Raw genomic sequence first — 13,954 nt, 5'->3', positions numbered from 1 at the left:
CCAGGCGGCCCACCGTTAAGATGGGGGGCAGCAGGTCAACATGAAAAAGTATGGCGTGTATGGTACGGATTACGGCGGTGAATGTCAGCACGTTTTACAGCAAACGCCTGCCGCCTGGCTGGTTTTAAACAATAGACGCTATAGTTGTAGTCCATCCACGAAAACGGGAGGTAGTCATGCAGTATGTTGAAAAAGATGACCCACGCGAGGCCCCGGAGTCGGGCGATAAAAAGCCCCAACCCGTCAAAAAATAGCTGACCGTGCGTCATGCCCACGCCACCGGCATTCGCTGGTGGCTTTTTCATGCTTTCATCCCGGCCCGCGCCATCCTGACGGCGCTCAGTAAGTAGTGCTGTATCGGCCTTACATACTCATCAAAAAGGCCCATGTGTTGTTGAAGATCAATTCTGTACGATAGAGAAGAGACAGGTACTGAAGGCGATGGTCAGCAAAAACACGACTGATACGATGAGGTGCTAACGATGGGTAAACAGTGGCAATTACTGATAGGTATGTTTGTTTTACTGGCAGTATTTTCATCCGCAAAAGCAGATACCACGGCGATGGGGCTGACGTTAGGTAAAACCACGCTGCAGCAGTTCATTAAAGCCTATCCTTCCGCCCAGCATGAGGGGCGCAGTAAGTGGAGCGACGGTGATATTTTCTCTATTCCCAATAATGAACTGGGATTAGAGGGCGCAAAAAATAATGCGGTTATCTTCAATCAAGCGGGAAGGATCACCGCGATTATGCTTGAGCTGGATAAGACACGATTTGATGAAGTTGAGAGTATGCTCGAGCATAAATATGTGGCGCTGAAAAAACAGATCTCTTTCGCCGGTGACAAATACGCCAAATACCAGAATGAAAATGATTTAATCGAGCTCGATGCCCCGTATTTAGCACCCGTCATGAAACTCACCTACTCAGAACAACTCTTTCAGGAGGCCTGGCTGAAAAAGAGCGCGCAGGAATTTAGCCGCCGCTGATAACGGCGCAGGGGGGGAGGCTGGCTTACACTTAGCCGGTACGCGGCGTTCCGTCACGCCGTTCAGGCGAGTCATGCTTATCGGAAAGGAGCCAGTTATGGCAAATAAAGTCTCTGGCCAGTGCCACTGTGGTGCGGTCAGGTTTACCGTTGAACTCTCGGACGGGTTCAACACTATCCGGCGTTGTAACTGCTCGTTCTGCCGGATGCGTGGGGCAATCGCGGTCTCCGCGCCGTTATCCGGGCTGGACATTATTCAGGGCGCGTCGCTGCTGACCGAGTATCGGTTTAACACCCGGGCGGCAGTGCACTATTTTTGTTCGGTCTGCGGGATTTACACCTTCCACCAGCGTCGTTCAACGCCGGATCAGTATGGCGTCAACGTCGCCTGCCTTGAGGGGGTCTCGCCGTTTGATTTCCCGGAGGTGCTGGTGATGGAGGGAAGACACCACCCTAACGACGGGGGTGGCGGTGTGGCCGGTGTGCTGAGCTATCGCGCGACCGACAGCTAGGGCAGCCATTTATCAGGGCAGGTCATAGGCACAGCGGATGTGCGATCAGGCAATTTTTCTCTCTTTGAATTTGCCTTTCACTACCCCGTCATAGAAACGTCCCTTTGAAACCACGCTCAGGAAATCGTTAAAAATACGCACAGGCACGGACTGATATTGCCAGGCGCTGTGATCCCGAAAACGGACTTCCAGCGTCTCGTTGCTTGTATCGTAGGCAATCGAGGCGATGCGCGAAGATTTAACAGAATGGTGGTTCACGATAGCGAGTCCTCTACAGCCGGGCAGACATAAGATTTATCTTGTATCAGAAAGGTTAAGCGGCGCAACAAAATTTGAAGGTAAGGCGGCAAGGGATATAAAGCGTTAGCCCGCGCCGTAACGCGGGCTAATTTCATCAGAACTGGTAAACCAGACCGACGGCGACGATGTCATCGGTGCCGATGCCATTGTCTTTGTAGAACTGCTCGTCTTCGTCCAGCAGGTTGATTTTGTAATCAACGTAGGTGGACATATTTTTGTTGAAGTAGTAAACCGCACCGACTTCAGCATATTTAACCAGATCCTGATCGCCCTGACCGTTGCCCAGGTCTTTACCTTTAGACTGCAGGTAAGAAACCACCGGACGCAGGCCGGAATCAAACTGGTACTGAGCCGTTACTTCGAAGTTCTGGGTTTTGTTTGCTACCGCGTCAGCCTGGTCGCCGTACGGGGTCATGTTACGGGTTTCAGAGTACATGGCTGCCAGGTAGATGTTGTTGGCGTCGTATTTCAGACCAGTAGTCCATGCGTCCGCTTTGTCGCCGCCTGCGGTGGTTTCGTTAACCTGTGCATTGGTACGGTCAGAAGAGGTGTAGGCCGCCGCCGCGCTGAAGCCCATACCGAAGTCGTAGGAGGTGGAGATACCGAAACCGTCGCCGTTCTCATGACGTACGTCACGGCCGTTGTTGGTGCCTTCGTTACCGTTACCGCTGTCTTCGTTGTTACCCTGGTACTGCAGGGCGACGTTCAGGCCTTCAACCATGCCGAAGAAATCGCTGTTACGGTAGGTCGCCACGCCGTTCGCGCGACCGGTCATGAAGTTATCGGCTTTGGTGTAGGTGTCGCCGCCGAACTCTGGCAGCATATCGGTCCAGCCTTCCACGTCGTACAGCACGCCGTAGTTACGGCCATAATCGAAGGAACCGTACTGATCGAATTTCAGACCAGCAAACGCCAGACGGGTCCAGGACTGATTTGATGAACCTTCGGTGTTGTTTGCCTGAATATTATATTCCCACTGGCCGTAACCGGTGAGCATATCGTTGATCTGGGTTTCGCCTTTAAAGCCGATACGCATATATGTCTGGTCGCCGTCAGCACTGCTGTCGTCGGAGAAATAGTGCAGACCGTCAACTTTACCGTAAAGATCTAATTTGTTGCCGTCCTTATTATAAATTTCAGCGGCATTTGCTGCGCCTGCCATTAACAGGGCAGGGATCATCAGAGCCAGTACTTTTCTTTGCATTGTGACTATTCCTTATGCTGTTTTTATATTTAATATTTTTAAACTTTCCATTGAACTTTCTGCGTTGGAAAGTGGTCACATGCTAAATCACTCTTCCTTCCAGCGATAAAGCATAATTGTTACCAATTAAGTGAAATCTCAAGTATTTGCTGCCAGTGAAATAATCATAAGTTCAGTGAATGCATTAAATAAAACTATATAAAACAAAAATTACTCATTTCTCAATAAACTCAGTAGACTCTGGTTTGTTATATGCCTGTAGTATTTTTGTCCGTTTATTTGATAAATACTTTTCTGATTCATAACTGCTATTTATTGCTGAACAGGATCACCCGCCAGTACTTTCCTGGCGGGTTTTTTTATAGCCAAAGAAAAGCCCGGACATGCCGGGCTATACGTGTTATTCGCTGGCCGACTTTTCGGCTTTTCCGGCTAGCTGCGCCAGGAAGTCGTAGCGTTTTTGCAGATCGGCGGCTGCATCTTTCCACAGCTGCTCTGCCACTTCAGGCTGCTGGGCGTTGAGGCGACGGAAGCGCTGCTCCTGCATCAGCGTCTCTGCCAGCGCATCCGACGGTGGACGGGAGTCCAGCGCCAGCGGCAGCTTGCCCTCATCGGCACGACGCGGGTCGAAGCGATACAGCGGCCAGAAGCCGGTAGCCGTCAGCTGGCGCATCTGATCGTGGCTCAGGGCCAGATCGTAGCCGTGCTCCTCGCATGGGCTGTAGGCGATGATCAGCGACGGACCCGGATAGGCTTCCGCCTCCTGAATCGCCTTCACGGTCTGGTTGAGCTGCGCGCCCAGCGAGATCTGCGCCACATACACATGACCGTACATCATCATGCTGACCCCCAAATCTTTGCGCGCCTTGCGTTTGCCATGCTCGCCAAACTTGGTTACCGCCCCCAGCGGCGTCGCTTTTGACGCCTGGCCGCCGGTATTGGAGTAACACTGGGTATCCAGCACCAGAATGTTGACGTTCTCGGTCAGGCTCAGGACATGATCCAGCCCGCCAAAGCCGATGTCATACGCCCAGCCGTCACCGCCAATCAGCCAGATCGATTTCTCGACCAGCGCATCGGCATCGGTTAACAGCTGCTCAGCGCCGTCAACGCCCGCCAGATGCTGACGCAGCTCCGCCACCTGCTGACGGCGCACGTCCGGCGTGGCCTCGCTGTGCAGGGCGCTGTTGAGCTCGGCCGGTATGTTGTCGGTAAACTGTTCCAGCAGACGCATCACGCGCACCCGGTGCTGATCCACCGTCAGGCGGAAGCCCAGGCCAAACTCGGCGTTATCCTCAAACAGCGAGTTCGCCCACGCCGGCCCGCGACCATTAGCATCGGTGGTGTACGGCGTTGACGGCAGGTTGCCGCCATAAATCGACGAACAGCCGGTGGCGTTGGCGATCAGCATCCGGTCGCCATACAGCTGGGTCAGCAGCTTGATGTACGGCGTTTCGCCGCAGCCGGAACAGGCCCCTGAGTATTCGAACAGCGGGGTGATCAGCTGCGAGGTACGAATATCAATGCGCTCGAGGCTGTTGCGATCGATTTCCGGCAGGTCGAGGAAGAAGTCATAATTCACCTTCTCCTCTTCCACATGCTCAAGGCGCGACATCATATTGATGGCCTTGATCTCCGGGTTCTGGCGATCTTTCGCCGGGCAGACTTCCACGCACAGGTTACAGCCGGTGCAATCTTCCGGTGCCACCTGCAGGACATATTTCTGGCCGCGCATGTCGCGGGATTTCACATCCAGCGAGTGCAGGCTGGCCGGAGCGCTCTCCATCGCCTCAGGCGAGACGACTTTGGCGCGGATCGCGGAGTGCGGGCAGGCCGCCACGCAGTGGTTACACTGGGTGCACAGCTCCTCTTTCCAGATCGGGATCGCTTCGGCGATATTGCGTTTTTCCCAGCGGGTGGTCCCCATCGGCCAGGTGCCGTCCGGCGGCAGGGCGGAGACGGGTAGGGCATCGCCCAGACCGGCCAGCATCGCGGCGGTAACGGTTTTGACAAAATCCGGGGCGGCATCGGAAACCACCGGCGGGCGGTTCGGGCTGTGAGCATTCACCGGTTGCAACGGCACTTCCGCCAGCGACTCCCGCGCCAAGGCCAGCGCCTGCCAGTTGCGTTCCACCAGCTCCTGGCCTTTGCTGCTGTAGCTTTTGGCGATCGCGCCCTGGAGTTCCATCAGGGCGCTGTCGCCTGGCAGGATCTTCGTCAGATGGAAAAACGCCATCTGCATAACGGTGTTAATACGTGCCGCCAGGCCGCACTCACGGGCGATTTTTGCCGCATTAACGATATAGAATTTGGCTTTTTTCTGGTTCAGCACCGCCTGTACTTCCTGCGGCAGCCGCCCCCAGACCTCATCGGCACTGTAGGGGGTATTGAGCAGGAATATCCCGCCCGGTTTCAGGCGCTCGGCCATCTGATATTTGTCGATAAACTGCAGCTGGTGGCAGCCGACGAAATCGGCCTGTGAGACCAGATATGCCGAGCGGATCGGCTGCTCGCTGACGCGCAGGTGGGAAACCGTCAGGCCCCCGGCTTTCTTCGAGTCATAGACGAAATAGCCCTGGGCATACCACGGCGTGGAGTTACCGATGATCTTGATGTTGTTTTTGGTGGCCGAGACGCTGCCGTCGCTGCCCAGACCGTAAAACAGCGCTTCCAGCTTCGCGGTGGAGGGCAGGGTATTTTCCGGCAACGACAGCGACAGATTGGTCACATCGTCATAGATACCGACGGTGAAGCGCGGCTTCGGCTTTGCAGCGCTCAGCTCGTTGAAGATCGCCAGCACGCACTCCGGACCGAACTCTTTGGAGGAGAGGCCATAGCGTCCGCCAATCACCCGCGGCAGGGTCTCGCGCTCGCCGCCGTTGAAGGCCTCGGCCAGAGCGGTCATCACGTCCAGATAGAGCGGCTCGGCCTGGGCGCCCGGCTCTTTGGTGCGATCCAGCACCGCCACCGACCGTGCACTTTCCGGCAGCACCGCCAGCAGGTGTTTCGCGGAGAACGGGCGATACAGGCGCACTTTCAGCACGCCGACTTTTTCACCCCGGCTCAGCAGTTCATCCACCACCTCTTCACAGGTACCGATGGCCGACCCCATGATCACAATCACGCGCTCCGCCTGCGGATGGCCGTAATACTCGAACGGTCTGTACTCGCGTCCGGTGGCGGCGGCAAAATCGGTCATCGCCTGCTCTACGTGGTCATAGACCGCGTTGTACCACGGGTTGGTAGCTTCCCGGGACTGGAAGTAGGTATCCGGGTTGGCGGAGGTGCCGCGGATCACCGGATGTTCCGGATTCAGTGCGCGGGCGCGGTGGGCGTCAATCTCCGCCTGCGGGAGCAGGCTGCGGATGGTGTCGTCGGAAATCGACACGATCTTGTTAATCTCGTGCGAGGTACGGAACCCGTCGAAGAAATGGATAAACGGCACCTGGCTTTTCAGCGTCGCCATATGGGAGATGAGGGCAAAATCCTGCGCCTCCTGCACGCTGGCGGAACAGAGCAGGGCGCAGCCGGTCTGGCGGACGGCCATCACATCGGAGTGATCGCCAAAAATCGACAGGGCGTGGGTGGCGATGGTGCGCGCTGCGACGTGCAGCACGAAGGGGGTGAGCTGTCCCGCCAGCTTGTACAGCGTCGGGATCATCAGCAGCAACCCCTGCGACGAGGTGAAGGAGGTGGACAGCGCCCCGGTCTGCAGCGCGCCGTGGACGGTAGCAATCGCCCCGGCTTCTGACTGCATTTCGACCACGCGAGGGACATCGCCCCAGACGTTCTTCAGCCCGTTTCCGGCCCAGGCATCCGCCTGTTCAGCCATGGTTGAGCTGGGTGTAATGGGATAAATGGCGATCACTTCACTGGTGCGAAACGCGACGGACGCGACTGCGCCATTCCCGTCAATAGTTTGCATATGACACCCTTACATTGCGCAAAGAAAAAGGGACCCGTAATACTTCGACGCGTCCTGTAGTTATCTTTTTATTTTAGCAAAGGCCCGCTGAAACGATTTTCGCTTTTGTGTCCTGCTTATTAATGCCATCAATGGTTTGATCAAACTTTTGCCTGAAAATAGTCTGCAATTGTTTTGACAGCGCAGAAAACCGCGCTTCGGCTCTCGACGGCAGGACGTGGGATGCCTATCATGCATAGGTTTTGCAATTCAATATGGGGAGAGAATATGCGCGCAGGATTTTGGGTAGGGTGTGCCGCTTTGTTACTGTCGGCCTGTAGCAATGAACCAGTACAGCAGGCTACCGCCGCGCACGTCGCGCCGGGGATGAGAGCGGCAATGTCCAGTTCCGGCGAGGCGAATTGCGCCATGATTGGCGGGTCGCTGTCCATTGCGCGTCAGCTGGATGGCTCGGCCATCGGCATGTGTGCGCTGCCTAACGGCAAACGCTGCAATGAACAGTCGCTTGCCGGCGGTTCGTGCGGGACTTACTGATTACTCAGCGCGTTTAAAGACCAGCGTCGTCTCTGCCGTCGCCAGGGTTAACACGTCTTCCGTCAGATCGACCTGCGTACCGTTACGCAGCATCGTGCCGATCGCGTGATCCAGGTCATTGAGCTGTGGCTCGGTACACAGTTTTCGCGTCATGGCGAGCGCTTTTACCTTGAGCTCGCCATCTGACAGCTTGCCTTGTCCGTTGAAGCGGTTACACATCACACCGGATACGGCCAGGTCTTCCCCAAAGGCGATTTCCGGCGGGGTAGTAGCCGGGTTGATGGCGGTGCCATTGATGCTTTGCAGCACGAAGCGGTGCTGCTGAAGCTGTTCTTCCTGAACAGAGGCTTTTCCTGGATTCACACAGCCTGCCAGTGCCATGCTGAGGATCGTTACTGCGACGAGCGTTTTCATGGTTCTTCTCAATATATTCACTTCATAAATATCTATTGCATAGTCTATTGCGCTGGCGGGAATTGTCTTGCGGGAAAATCTGAAAACCGGGCGGGGTTTGTTCCCTCTCCCTTAAGGGAGAGGGGGAATTACGTCACTCAGAACAACGCATTCGGACTCGCTTCGCCTTTCTCCAGCTGGCTCAGGTTCCCCAACGTGGTCTCCGAAATACTGATCAGCGCCTCGGCGGTCAGGAACGCCTGATGGCCGGTAAACAGCACGTTGTGGCAGGCGGACAGGCGACGGAACACGTCATCCTGGATCACGTCATTAGACTTATCTTCAAAGAACAGATCGCGTTCGTTCTCGTATACGTCCATCCCCAGCGCGCCGATTTTTTGCGTTTTCAGCGCTTCAATGGCCGCCTGAGAGTCCACCAGGCCACCGCGGCTGGTGTTAACAATCATCACGCCATCTTTCATCTGGTCAAATGCGCTCTGGTTCAGCAGATGGTAATTGTCTGCGGTCAGCGGGCAGTGCAGGGAGATGACGTCTGACTCGGCATACAGGGTTGCCAGGTCGACATACTCCACGCCCATCTCCAGCGCGGCAGCGCTTGGATACGGGTCGAACGCCAACAGGCGCATACCAAAGCCTTTCAGGATCCGCAGCGCGGCGATACCGATTTTACCGGTGCCGATCACCCCTGCAGTTTTGCCGTACATGGTGAAACCGGTCAGCCCTTCCAGCGAGAAGTTGGCATCACGGGTACGTTGATAAGCACGGTGAATACGACGGTTTAAGGACATCATCAGGCCGATGGCATGTTCAGCCACAGCTTCCGGGGAGTAGGCCGGTACGCGTACCACCTGCAGACCCAGCTCTTTGGCCGCGTCGAGGTCAACATTGTTGAAGCCCGCGCAGCGCAGGGCGATGTACTTCACGCCCTGTTTTTTTAACTCTTCCAGCACTGGGCGACTGCCGTCATCGTTAACAAAAATACAGACCGCATCGAAGCCGTGGGCGGTTTTGGCTGTTTTTTCGTTAAGCAGAAAGTCGAAAAATTCAAGTTCGAATCCATATCCCTCGTTAACATGTTGCAGATACTTTTTGTCGTACTGCTTTGTGCTATAAACCGCGAGTTTCATAAGACTTTCTCCAGTGATTTTGGAACTACGTTAGCATGATTAAAATAATCATACAAATTATAAAATATTATTGAATTCAATAAGTTCTGAGAATGATTTTACACTATCCCACCTCCCGCAGGTGAAATAGAGAGGGCGTTCGTTTCACCTCACAATAAACCTATATAAAACAGCAGCATAAAATTAATTCACTGCCGTTTCGCTCGATATAACTATAAGCGTAACTTATAGTTTCAGGGTGGCGACTTGCTGCATCTACAATCGGAGTTTCAAAATGAAATCCACCGCACAACATGTCTCAAAAGAACAACCTAAGCAGCCGCAAAAGAATCAAGATGAGCAGACCAAACAGAAACCAGGTAAATCGAAATAACCTCTCATAACGCAGTTTGACGGAGGCTTTATGGCTGATCGTCCCGACTATATTGATCCCATTCCTGATGATGAACCACTTCCTGGTGGCAGCGATCCCCTCCCGGGTGACACCGATCCACTCCTCCCGGGTGATGACATACCTGATGTGAATGACCCGCTGGATCCTGATGACCCTGATGTGATCAGAAGATAGGGTCAGAAACTGCTTTTCAAAACCGCCTCCGGGCGGTTTTTTGTTGCCAAAAATGGGCATGGGCGGAGATTAAAAACGCTCACATTCAGGATTAACACATCTATTCTTAAACAGGCCTTCGCTTCACCTGCCTGACGAAACATGCCACAATATTCCATACTGTCGGCTAATTTTTTCGCTAAATCAGGATATTAACTGCCCATGAGGGGTAAATACAAAGCCGCAATCGCGCTACTGCTGCTGATCGTTCTTTTGCCGCTGACGCTGCTGCTGACCCTTGCGCAGTGGGTTCCTACGCTTGCCGGGATCTGGCTGCCTGCCGGTACCCGGATCGCGTTTGAAAAAAGTCCGCGCCTGACCCGCAACGCGCTGGTGATCGCCGATCTGCGCTATCTGGTAGACGACTGCGAAATCGCCCGCATCGAAGATGCTACCCTCAGCCACCCGAGCCGCTGGAAAATCGACATCGCCGGACTGGATCTCAACAGTGCCTGCCTGAGTAAAATCCCCGCCAGTGAGTCCACGCCCGCCGCACCGCGAACGCTGGCCGAGTGGCAGTCGCTACTGCCCAATACCTGGCTGACCATCGATCGCCTGACGCTCTCTCCCTGGCAACAGTGGCAGGGGAAGCTAACCGCCTCGCTGACTCCGACGCGGCAGGAGATCGCTTACCACGGAGATCAGTTTAGCCTGCGTGGCACACTCCGGGGCCGTTCTCTGACCGTCAGCGACGTCACGCTTAATCTGCCCGATAACCCGCAGCCCGTGACCCTGGTGGGGGAATTTACCCTGCCGCTGGTGCCGGACGGCCTGCCGGTGCAGGGACATGCGGCAGCGACCTTCTCGGTGCCGCAGCTTCCGTCGCTGGTGGATGCCGATCTGGCGTGGCAGGACAATCAGGGCCAACTGGTGATGGTAGAACGGGAGAGCGGCGAGCCGCTGCTGGATCTCCCCTGGCAGATCACGCCCGACCAGTTGACCATCAGCGACGGGCGCTGGCGCTGGGATCGCGCGGGTATTCCGTTGAGCGGTCGCCTGGGGCTGAAGATTGACAACTGGCAGCAGGGCACGGAGCGCGCCGTTATCAGCGGGCGGATGAACGTCCTGACCCAGGGCGATGCCGGGAAAGGCAACGCGGTACTGAGCTTTGGCCCCGGCAAGCTAAGTATGGATGACAGCGCCATGCCGCTGCAGCTTACCGGCGTAGCCAAACAGAACGATCTGATCCTCTATATCGGGTTGCCTGCCATGCTGACCGGTAGCCTGGCCGAGCCCCGGCTGGCCTTTGCGCCAGGGGCGCTGCTGCGCTCCCGCGGGCGAATTATTGATTCCCTGAATATCGATGAAGTGCGCTGGCCGCTGGCCGGAGTAGCGCTGACCCGCAAGGGTATCGACGGTCGCCTGCAGGCGATTTTGCGCGCCCATGAACAGGAGATGGGGGATTTCACCCTGCACCTTGATGGCCGGGCGAATGATTTCCTGCCGGATAGCGGCTTATGGCAGTGGCGCTACTGGGGTGAAGGCAACTTCACCCCGATGCAGGCCCGCTGGGACGTGGCGGGCAGGGGCGAATGGCGCGACAGCGTGATTGAACTGAGGGAACTCTCAACCGGGTTCGACCAGCTGAAGTACGGTTCCATGCATGCCAGCGCCCCGCGAATGGTGCTGGACAGCCCGATCCGCTGGCAGCGCGATCCCGCCCGGCCACACTTCAGCGGCGCATTATCCTTTGACGCCGGGGAAACCACCTTCACCGGCGGCAGCGTATTACCACCGTCGACCGTCAAATTCAGCGTCGATGGCAGCGATCCTACCCTGTTCCAGTTCAAAGGTACCCTCAACGCCGAAGCGATCGGCCCGGTGCAGTTGAACGGGCGCTGGGACGGGGAGCGTCTGCGCGGCCAGGCCTGGTGGCCGAAGCAGTCCCTGACCGTCTTCCAGCCGCTGGTGCCGCCGGACTGGAAAATGACGCTGCGCGAAGGAGAGCTGTACGCTCAGGTGGCGTTCTCCGCGGCGGCCGATCAGGGCTTTGAGGCCGGGGGCCACGGGGTGGTGAAAAGCGGCAGCGTCTGGATGCCCGATAACAAAATCAATGGCGTCGATTTCGTTCTGCCGTTCCGCTTCAGCGAAGGCACCTGGTCGCTGGGCACCCGTGGTCCGGTGACGCTGCGGATCGGCGAAGTGATCAATCAGGTTACGGCCCGCAATATCACCGCCGATTTGCAGGGCGACTACCCCTGGAGCGAAGCGAATCCGCTCCTGCTGACCGACGTCAGCGTGGATCTGCTGGGGGGCAAAGTGACCATGCAGCAGCTGCGCATGCCGCAGCACGACGCGGCTCTGCTGCGGGTGAATAACATCTCCTCCAGCGAGCTGATTAGCGCCATCAATCCGAAACAGTTTGCCATGTCCGGGCCGTTCAGCGGGGCGCTGCCGTTCTGGCTGGACAACGACAAGTGGATCATCAAAGATGGCTGGCTGACCAATTCTGGCCCGATGACCCTGCGTCTCGACCAGGACACCGCTGATGCTCTGGTTGCCGATAACAGTGCGGCAGGGGCGATTAACTGGCTTCGCTATATGGAAATTTCGCAGTCGTGGACGACACTCAATGTAGATAATCTGGGTGAATTAACCCTGGCATCGACTCTCCGTGGCGCCAGCCGTTCCGGGGGCCAGACGCAAGCCGTTAACCTTAACTACACCCATCAGGAGAACCTGTTCACCCTCTGGCGCAGCCTGCGTTTTGGCGACAATCTGCAGACCTGGCTGGAGCAACACGCAGCATTACCGGATAACCGCTGCCCGACAGGCAAGGAATGTAAGGAACAACCATGAAAAAGCTGGCCGGTGGGTTCACCGCGATTGTGATCCTGACGCTGACAGGCTGTACGCCGAGGATCGAAGTGGCGGCGTCGAAAGAGCCAATCACCATCAACATGAACGTTAAAATTGAACATGAAATCCATATCAAAGTGGATAAAGACGTCGAGACGCTGCTGAAATCACGCAGCGATCTGTTCTGAGGTAGCCATGAAAAAACTCATCCCGCTGATGATATTGACGCTGGGGCTCTGTGCGCCCGCGCTGGCGCTGACCCTGACCCTCAACGAGGCCCGCAGTGCCGGACGGGTCGGTGAAACCCTGAGCGGTTATATTGCGCCGCGGAGTCAGGATCGTGAGACGCTGGCGCTGGTGGAGCAGATCAACAAGGCCCGCACCGACAGCTATCAGAAGCTTGCCGACAGCAATAACCTTCCGGTGGATGAAGTGGCGAAAATGGCCGGGACAAAGCTGGTATCGCGCGCTAACCCCGGCGAGTATGTCCAGGGGATTAACGGCAAGTGGATGCAGAAGTGATCAGCGGTGGCGTTTGCGGTACTCGCCAGGCGACACGCCGAAACGCTGCTTGAAGGCCGTGGAGAAGTGGCTGTGATCGGTAAACCCCCAGCTGTAGCCAATGCCCGCCAGCTTTTCATCGTCGCCGGTGGCGCGCAGCATCTGCGCGCACAGATCCAGACGGCGATTTTTAATGTACTGCGCCACCACCAGCCCTTTCTCGGCAAACATTCGGTACAGGCTCCGCACCGACATTCCACACTCCGAGGCAATCCACTCCGGACGCAGGTGCTCGGCCTGAATATGGTCGTCGATCAGGCTCAGCACATGGGTGAACTGACGCTCCTTGCGCGGCGTCACGCTGTCACGCTGCTGCAATACCGGGCGCAGCAGGCAGACCATCGCTTCGAGGGCGGCTTCGCTTTCGGTTTCGCTTAATGCCGGGTTGTTCATGCTGTCCTGCAGCAGGCGATAGCTGAGCTGGACGGTGGGCAGGCTGCGGGAGAGCTTCTGCGCGCAGGTCACTTCCTGAAAGCGAAAGTGCTGCTCGAGGATCTGACGCGGCAACAGGAGCGAGATCTGACGTGATTTTTCCGGCCAGTAGATTGAGCAGGGGCGGGAGGCGTCAATCAGGGTGATATCCCCGGCGTTCAGCACAATCTGCCGGTCATCCTGCTCCAGTCCCGCTTCGCCTTCCAGCTGAAACACGGTGTAGAACCAGGCGTCGTTGCTGGTCTTGATCTCCTGACGGGTACGAAACAGGTTCACACCGCCAGCAGTAACGGTGCTGAGTTTCAGGTTGCCGGTCCAGGTCGACTCCAGCTCGCCATAAAACTCACCGCTCATCGGCCGGGCAGCAAAACTGCCGCAAACCTGGTTAATCTGCGCCAGCCAGCGCTGGTAGTTGTCCTGTTCGTCTGCAAACATGTCATACCCGCTACGTCGTCAATGTTTAAACATTGTTGCATTTATGTTTCGAATTACCCGTGACATGGGGCGAAATCCCGGCAAAAACTCCGCTGCCCAACAGAACGAAACGGCGG

The 13,954-nt window shown here is 56.4% G+C and carries 14 protein-coding genes and 1 pseudogene; 8 read left to right on the top strand and 7 right to left on the bottom strand.

From position 1 onward, the window contains the following. Window positions 1-38: 38 nt before the first annotated feature. A pseudogene (locus tag SOM40_RS12580) lies at window positions 39-143 on the bottom strand (hypothetical protein); the annotation flags it as partial. Window positions 144-176: 33 nt separating this feature from the next. On the opposite strand from SOM40_RS12580, the gene SOM40_RS12575 reads away from it, so the two are divergent. From SOM40_RS12575 to SOM40_RS12565, 3 genes are all read left to right on the top strand, one after another. Continuing rightward, window positions 177-254, top strand: a complete 78-nt coding sequence (locus SOM40_RS12575) for a hypothetical protein (protein WP_225759512.1) — start codon at window positions 177-179, stop codon at window positions 252-254. A 228-nt stretch (window positions 255-482) separates the two neighbouring features. Further along, window positions 483-989, top strand: coding sequence for a hypothetical protein (locus SOM40_RS12570; RefSeq protein WP_312079629.1), 507 nt, complete (start codon window positions 483-485; stop codon window positions 987-989). A 97-nt stretch (window positions 990-1,086) separates the two neighbouring features. Continuing rightward, window positions 1,087-1,500 carry a GFA family protein gene (locus tag SOM40_RS12565; protein WP_106993084.1) on the top strand — a complete coding sequence of 138 codons (414 nt, stop codon included), beginning with the start codon at window positions 1,087-1,089 and terminating at the stop codon, window positions 1,498-1,500. A 45-nt stretch (window positions 1,501-1,545) separates the two neighbouring features. Here the strand turns inward: SOM40_RS12565 and SOM40_RS12560 are convergent, their stop codons facing one another. The 3 genes from SOM40_RS12560 to nifJ form a co-directional block, all read right to left on the bottom strand. Beyond that, on the bottom strand, window positions 1,546-1,758 hold the full coding sequence (locus SOM40_RS12560) for a KTSC domain-containing protein (protein ID WP_106993083.1): 213 nt from the start codon (window positions 1,756-1,758) through the stop codon (window positions 1,546-1,548). Between the two features lie 136 nt (window positions 1,759-1,894). Further along, window positions 1,895-3,004 carry a porin OmpC gene (gene ompC / locus SOM40_RS12555; protein WP_261645367.1) on the bottom strand — a complete coding sequence of 370 codons (1,110 nt, stop codon included), beginning with the start codon at window positions 3,002-3,004 and terminating at the stop codon, window positions 1,895-1,897. Between the two features lie 400 nt (window positions 3,005-3,404). Further along, on the bottom strand, window positions 3,405-6,929 hold the full coding sequence (gene nifJ, locus SOM40_RS12550; RefSeq protein ID WP_320530069.1) for a pyruvate:ferredoxin (flavodoxin) oxidoreductase: 3,525 nt from the start codon (window positions 6,927-6,929) through the stop codon (window positions 3,405-3,407). 267 nt (window positions 6,930-7,196) lie between these two features. Between nifJ and SOM40_RS12545 the strand changes: the two genes are divergently transcribed. Next, the gene (locus SOM40_RS12545; protein WP_262673615.1) at window positions 7,197-7,463 is read left to right on the top strand and encodes a putative hemolysin; all 267 of its coding nucleotides are present in this window, start codon (window positions 7,197-7,199) and stop codon (window positions 7,461-7,463) included. On the opposite strand, the gene hslJ is transcribed toward SOM40_RS12545, so the two are convergent. Further along, on the bottom strand, window positions 7,464-7,877 hold the full coding sequence (gene hslJ, locus SOM40_RS12540) for a heat shock protein HslJ (RefSeq protein WP_225758646.1): 414 nt from the start codon (window positions 7,875-7,877) through the stop codon (window positions 7,464-7,466). It lies immediately after the preceding gene. Window positions 7,878-8,014: 137 nt separating this feature from the next. Beyond that, on the bottom strand, window positions 8,015-9,004 hold the full coding sequence (locus SOM40_RS12535; RefSeq protein WP_320530068.1) for a 2-hydroxyacid dehydrogenase: 990 nt from the start codon (window positions 9,002-9,004) through the stop codon (window positions 8,015-8,017). A gap of 403 nt (window positions 9,005-9,407) precedes the next feature. Here SOM40_RS12535 and SOM40_RS12530 point away from each other — a divergent pair, with 403 nt between their 5' ends. The 4 genes from SOM40_RS12530 (at window position 9,408) to SOM40_RS12515 (ending at window position 12,932) form a co-directional block, all read left to right on the top strand. Further along, complete coding sequence (locus tag SOM40_RS12530) at window positions 9,408-9,572, top strand: hypothetical protein (protein ID WP_166182623.1); 165 nt, start codon at window positions 9,408-9,410, stop codon at window positions 9,570-9,572. A gap of 201 nt (window positions 9,573-9,773) precedes the next feature. Continuing rightward, window positions 9,774-12,410, top strand: coding sequence for a YdbH family protein (locus SOM40_RS12525; RefSeq protein ID WP_320530067.1), 2,637 nt, complete (start codon window positions 9,774-9,776; stop codon window positions 12,408-12,410). After that, complete coding sequence (locus SOM40_RS12520; RefSeq protein WP_059307766.1) at window positions 12,407-12,598, top strand: YnbE family lipoprotein; 192 nt, start codon at window positions 12,407-12,409, stop codon at window positions 12,596-12,598. Before SOM40_RS12525 ends, SOM40_RS12520 begins: the two co-directional genes overlap by 4 nt. Window positions 12,599-12,605: 7 nt before the next feature. Further along, complete coding sequence (locus SOM40_RS12515) at window positions 12,606-12,932, top strand: YdbL family probable chaperone protein (protein ID WP_320530066.1); 327 nt, start codon at window positions 12,606-12,608, stop codon at window positions 12,930-12,932. On the opposite strand, the gene feaR is transcribed toward SOM40_RS12515, so the two are convergent. Then, window positions 12,933-13,838: a transcriptional regulator FeaR gene (feaR, locus tag SOM40_RS12510; RefSeq protein ID WP_320530065.1), complete on the bottom strand. Its 906-nt coding sequence runs from the start codon at window positions 13,836-13,838 to the stop codon at window positions 12,933-12,935. Window positions 13,839-13,954 lie beyond the last annotated feature (116 nt).

It is taken from the genome of Leclercia sp. CFBP8987 (genome assembly GCF_034044995.2).
GTDB lineage: Bacteria > Pseudomonadota > Gammaproteobacteria > Enterobacterales > Enterobacteriaceae > Enterobacter > Enterobacter tamurae.
The sequence above is the reverse complement of the archived record's forward strand: the minus strand, read 5'-3'. Positions and strand labels throughout refer to the sequence as shown.

What these genes read in the sequence shown, in the direction of transcription:
- SOM40_RS12575 (WP_225759512.1), top strand. Translation starts at nt 177, where the DNA reads ATGCAGTATGTTGAAAAAGATGACCCACGCGAGGCCCCGGAGTCGGGC.
- SOM40_RS12545 (WP_262673615.1), top strand. Translation starts at nt 7,197, where the DNA reads ATGCGCGCAGGATTTTGGGTAGGGTGTGCCGCTTTGTTACTGTCGGCC.
- SOM40_RS12535 (WP_320530068.1), bottom strand. Translation starts at nt 9,004, where the DNA reads ATGAAACTCGCGGTTTATAGCACAAAGCAGTACGACAAAAAGTATCTG.
- SOM40_RS12530 (WP_166182623.1), top strand. Translation starts at nt 9,408, where the DNA reads ATGGCTGATCGTCCCGACTATATTGATCCCATTCCTGATGATGAACCA.
- SOM40_RS12570 (WP_312079629.1), top strand. Translation starts at nt 483, where the DNA reads ATGGGTAAACAGTGGCAATTACTGATAGGTATGTTTGTTTTACTGGCA.
- ompC (WP_261645367.1), bottom strand. Translation starts at nt 3,004, where the DNA reads ATGCAAAGAAAAGTACTGGCTCTGATGATCCCTGCCCTGTTAATGGCA.
- SOM40_RS12515 (WP_320530066.1), top strand. Translation starts at nt 12,606, where the DNA reads ATGAAAAAACTCATCCCGCTGATGATATTGACGCTGGGGCTCTGTGCG.
- hslJ (WP_225758646.1), bottom strand. Translation starts at nt 7,877, where the DNA reads ATGAAAACGCTCGTCGCAGTAACGATCCTCAGCATGGCACTGGCAGGC.
- nifJ (WP_320530069.1), bottom strand. Translation starts at nt 6,929, where the DNA reads ATGCAAACTATTGACGGGAATGGCGCAGTCGCGTCCGTCGCGTTTCGC.
- SOM40_RS12525 (WP_320530067.1), top strand. Translation starts at nt 9,774, where the DNA reads ATGAGGGGTAAATACAAAGCCGCAATCGCGCTACTGCTGCTGATCGTT.
- feaR (WP_320530065.1), bottom strand. Translation starts at nt 13,838, where the DNA reads ATGTTTGCAGACGAACAGGACAACTACCAGCGCTGGCTGGCGCAGATT.
- SOM40_RS12520 (WP_059307766.1), top strand. Translation starts at nt 12,407, where the DNA reads ATGAAAAAGCTGGCCGGTGGGTTCACCGCGATTGTGATCCTGACGCTG.
- SOM40_RS12565 (WP_106993084.1), top strand. Translation starts at nt 1,087, where the DNA reads ATGGCAAATAAAGTCTCTGGCCAGTGCCACTGTGGTGCGGTCAGGTTT.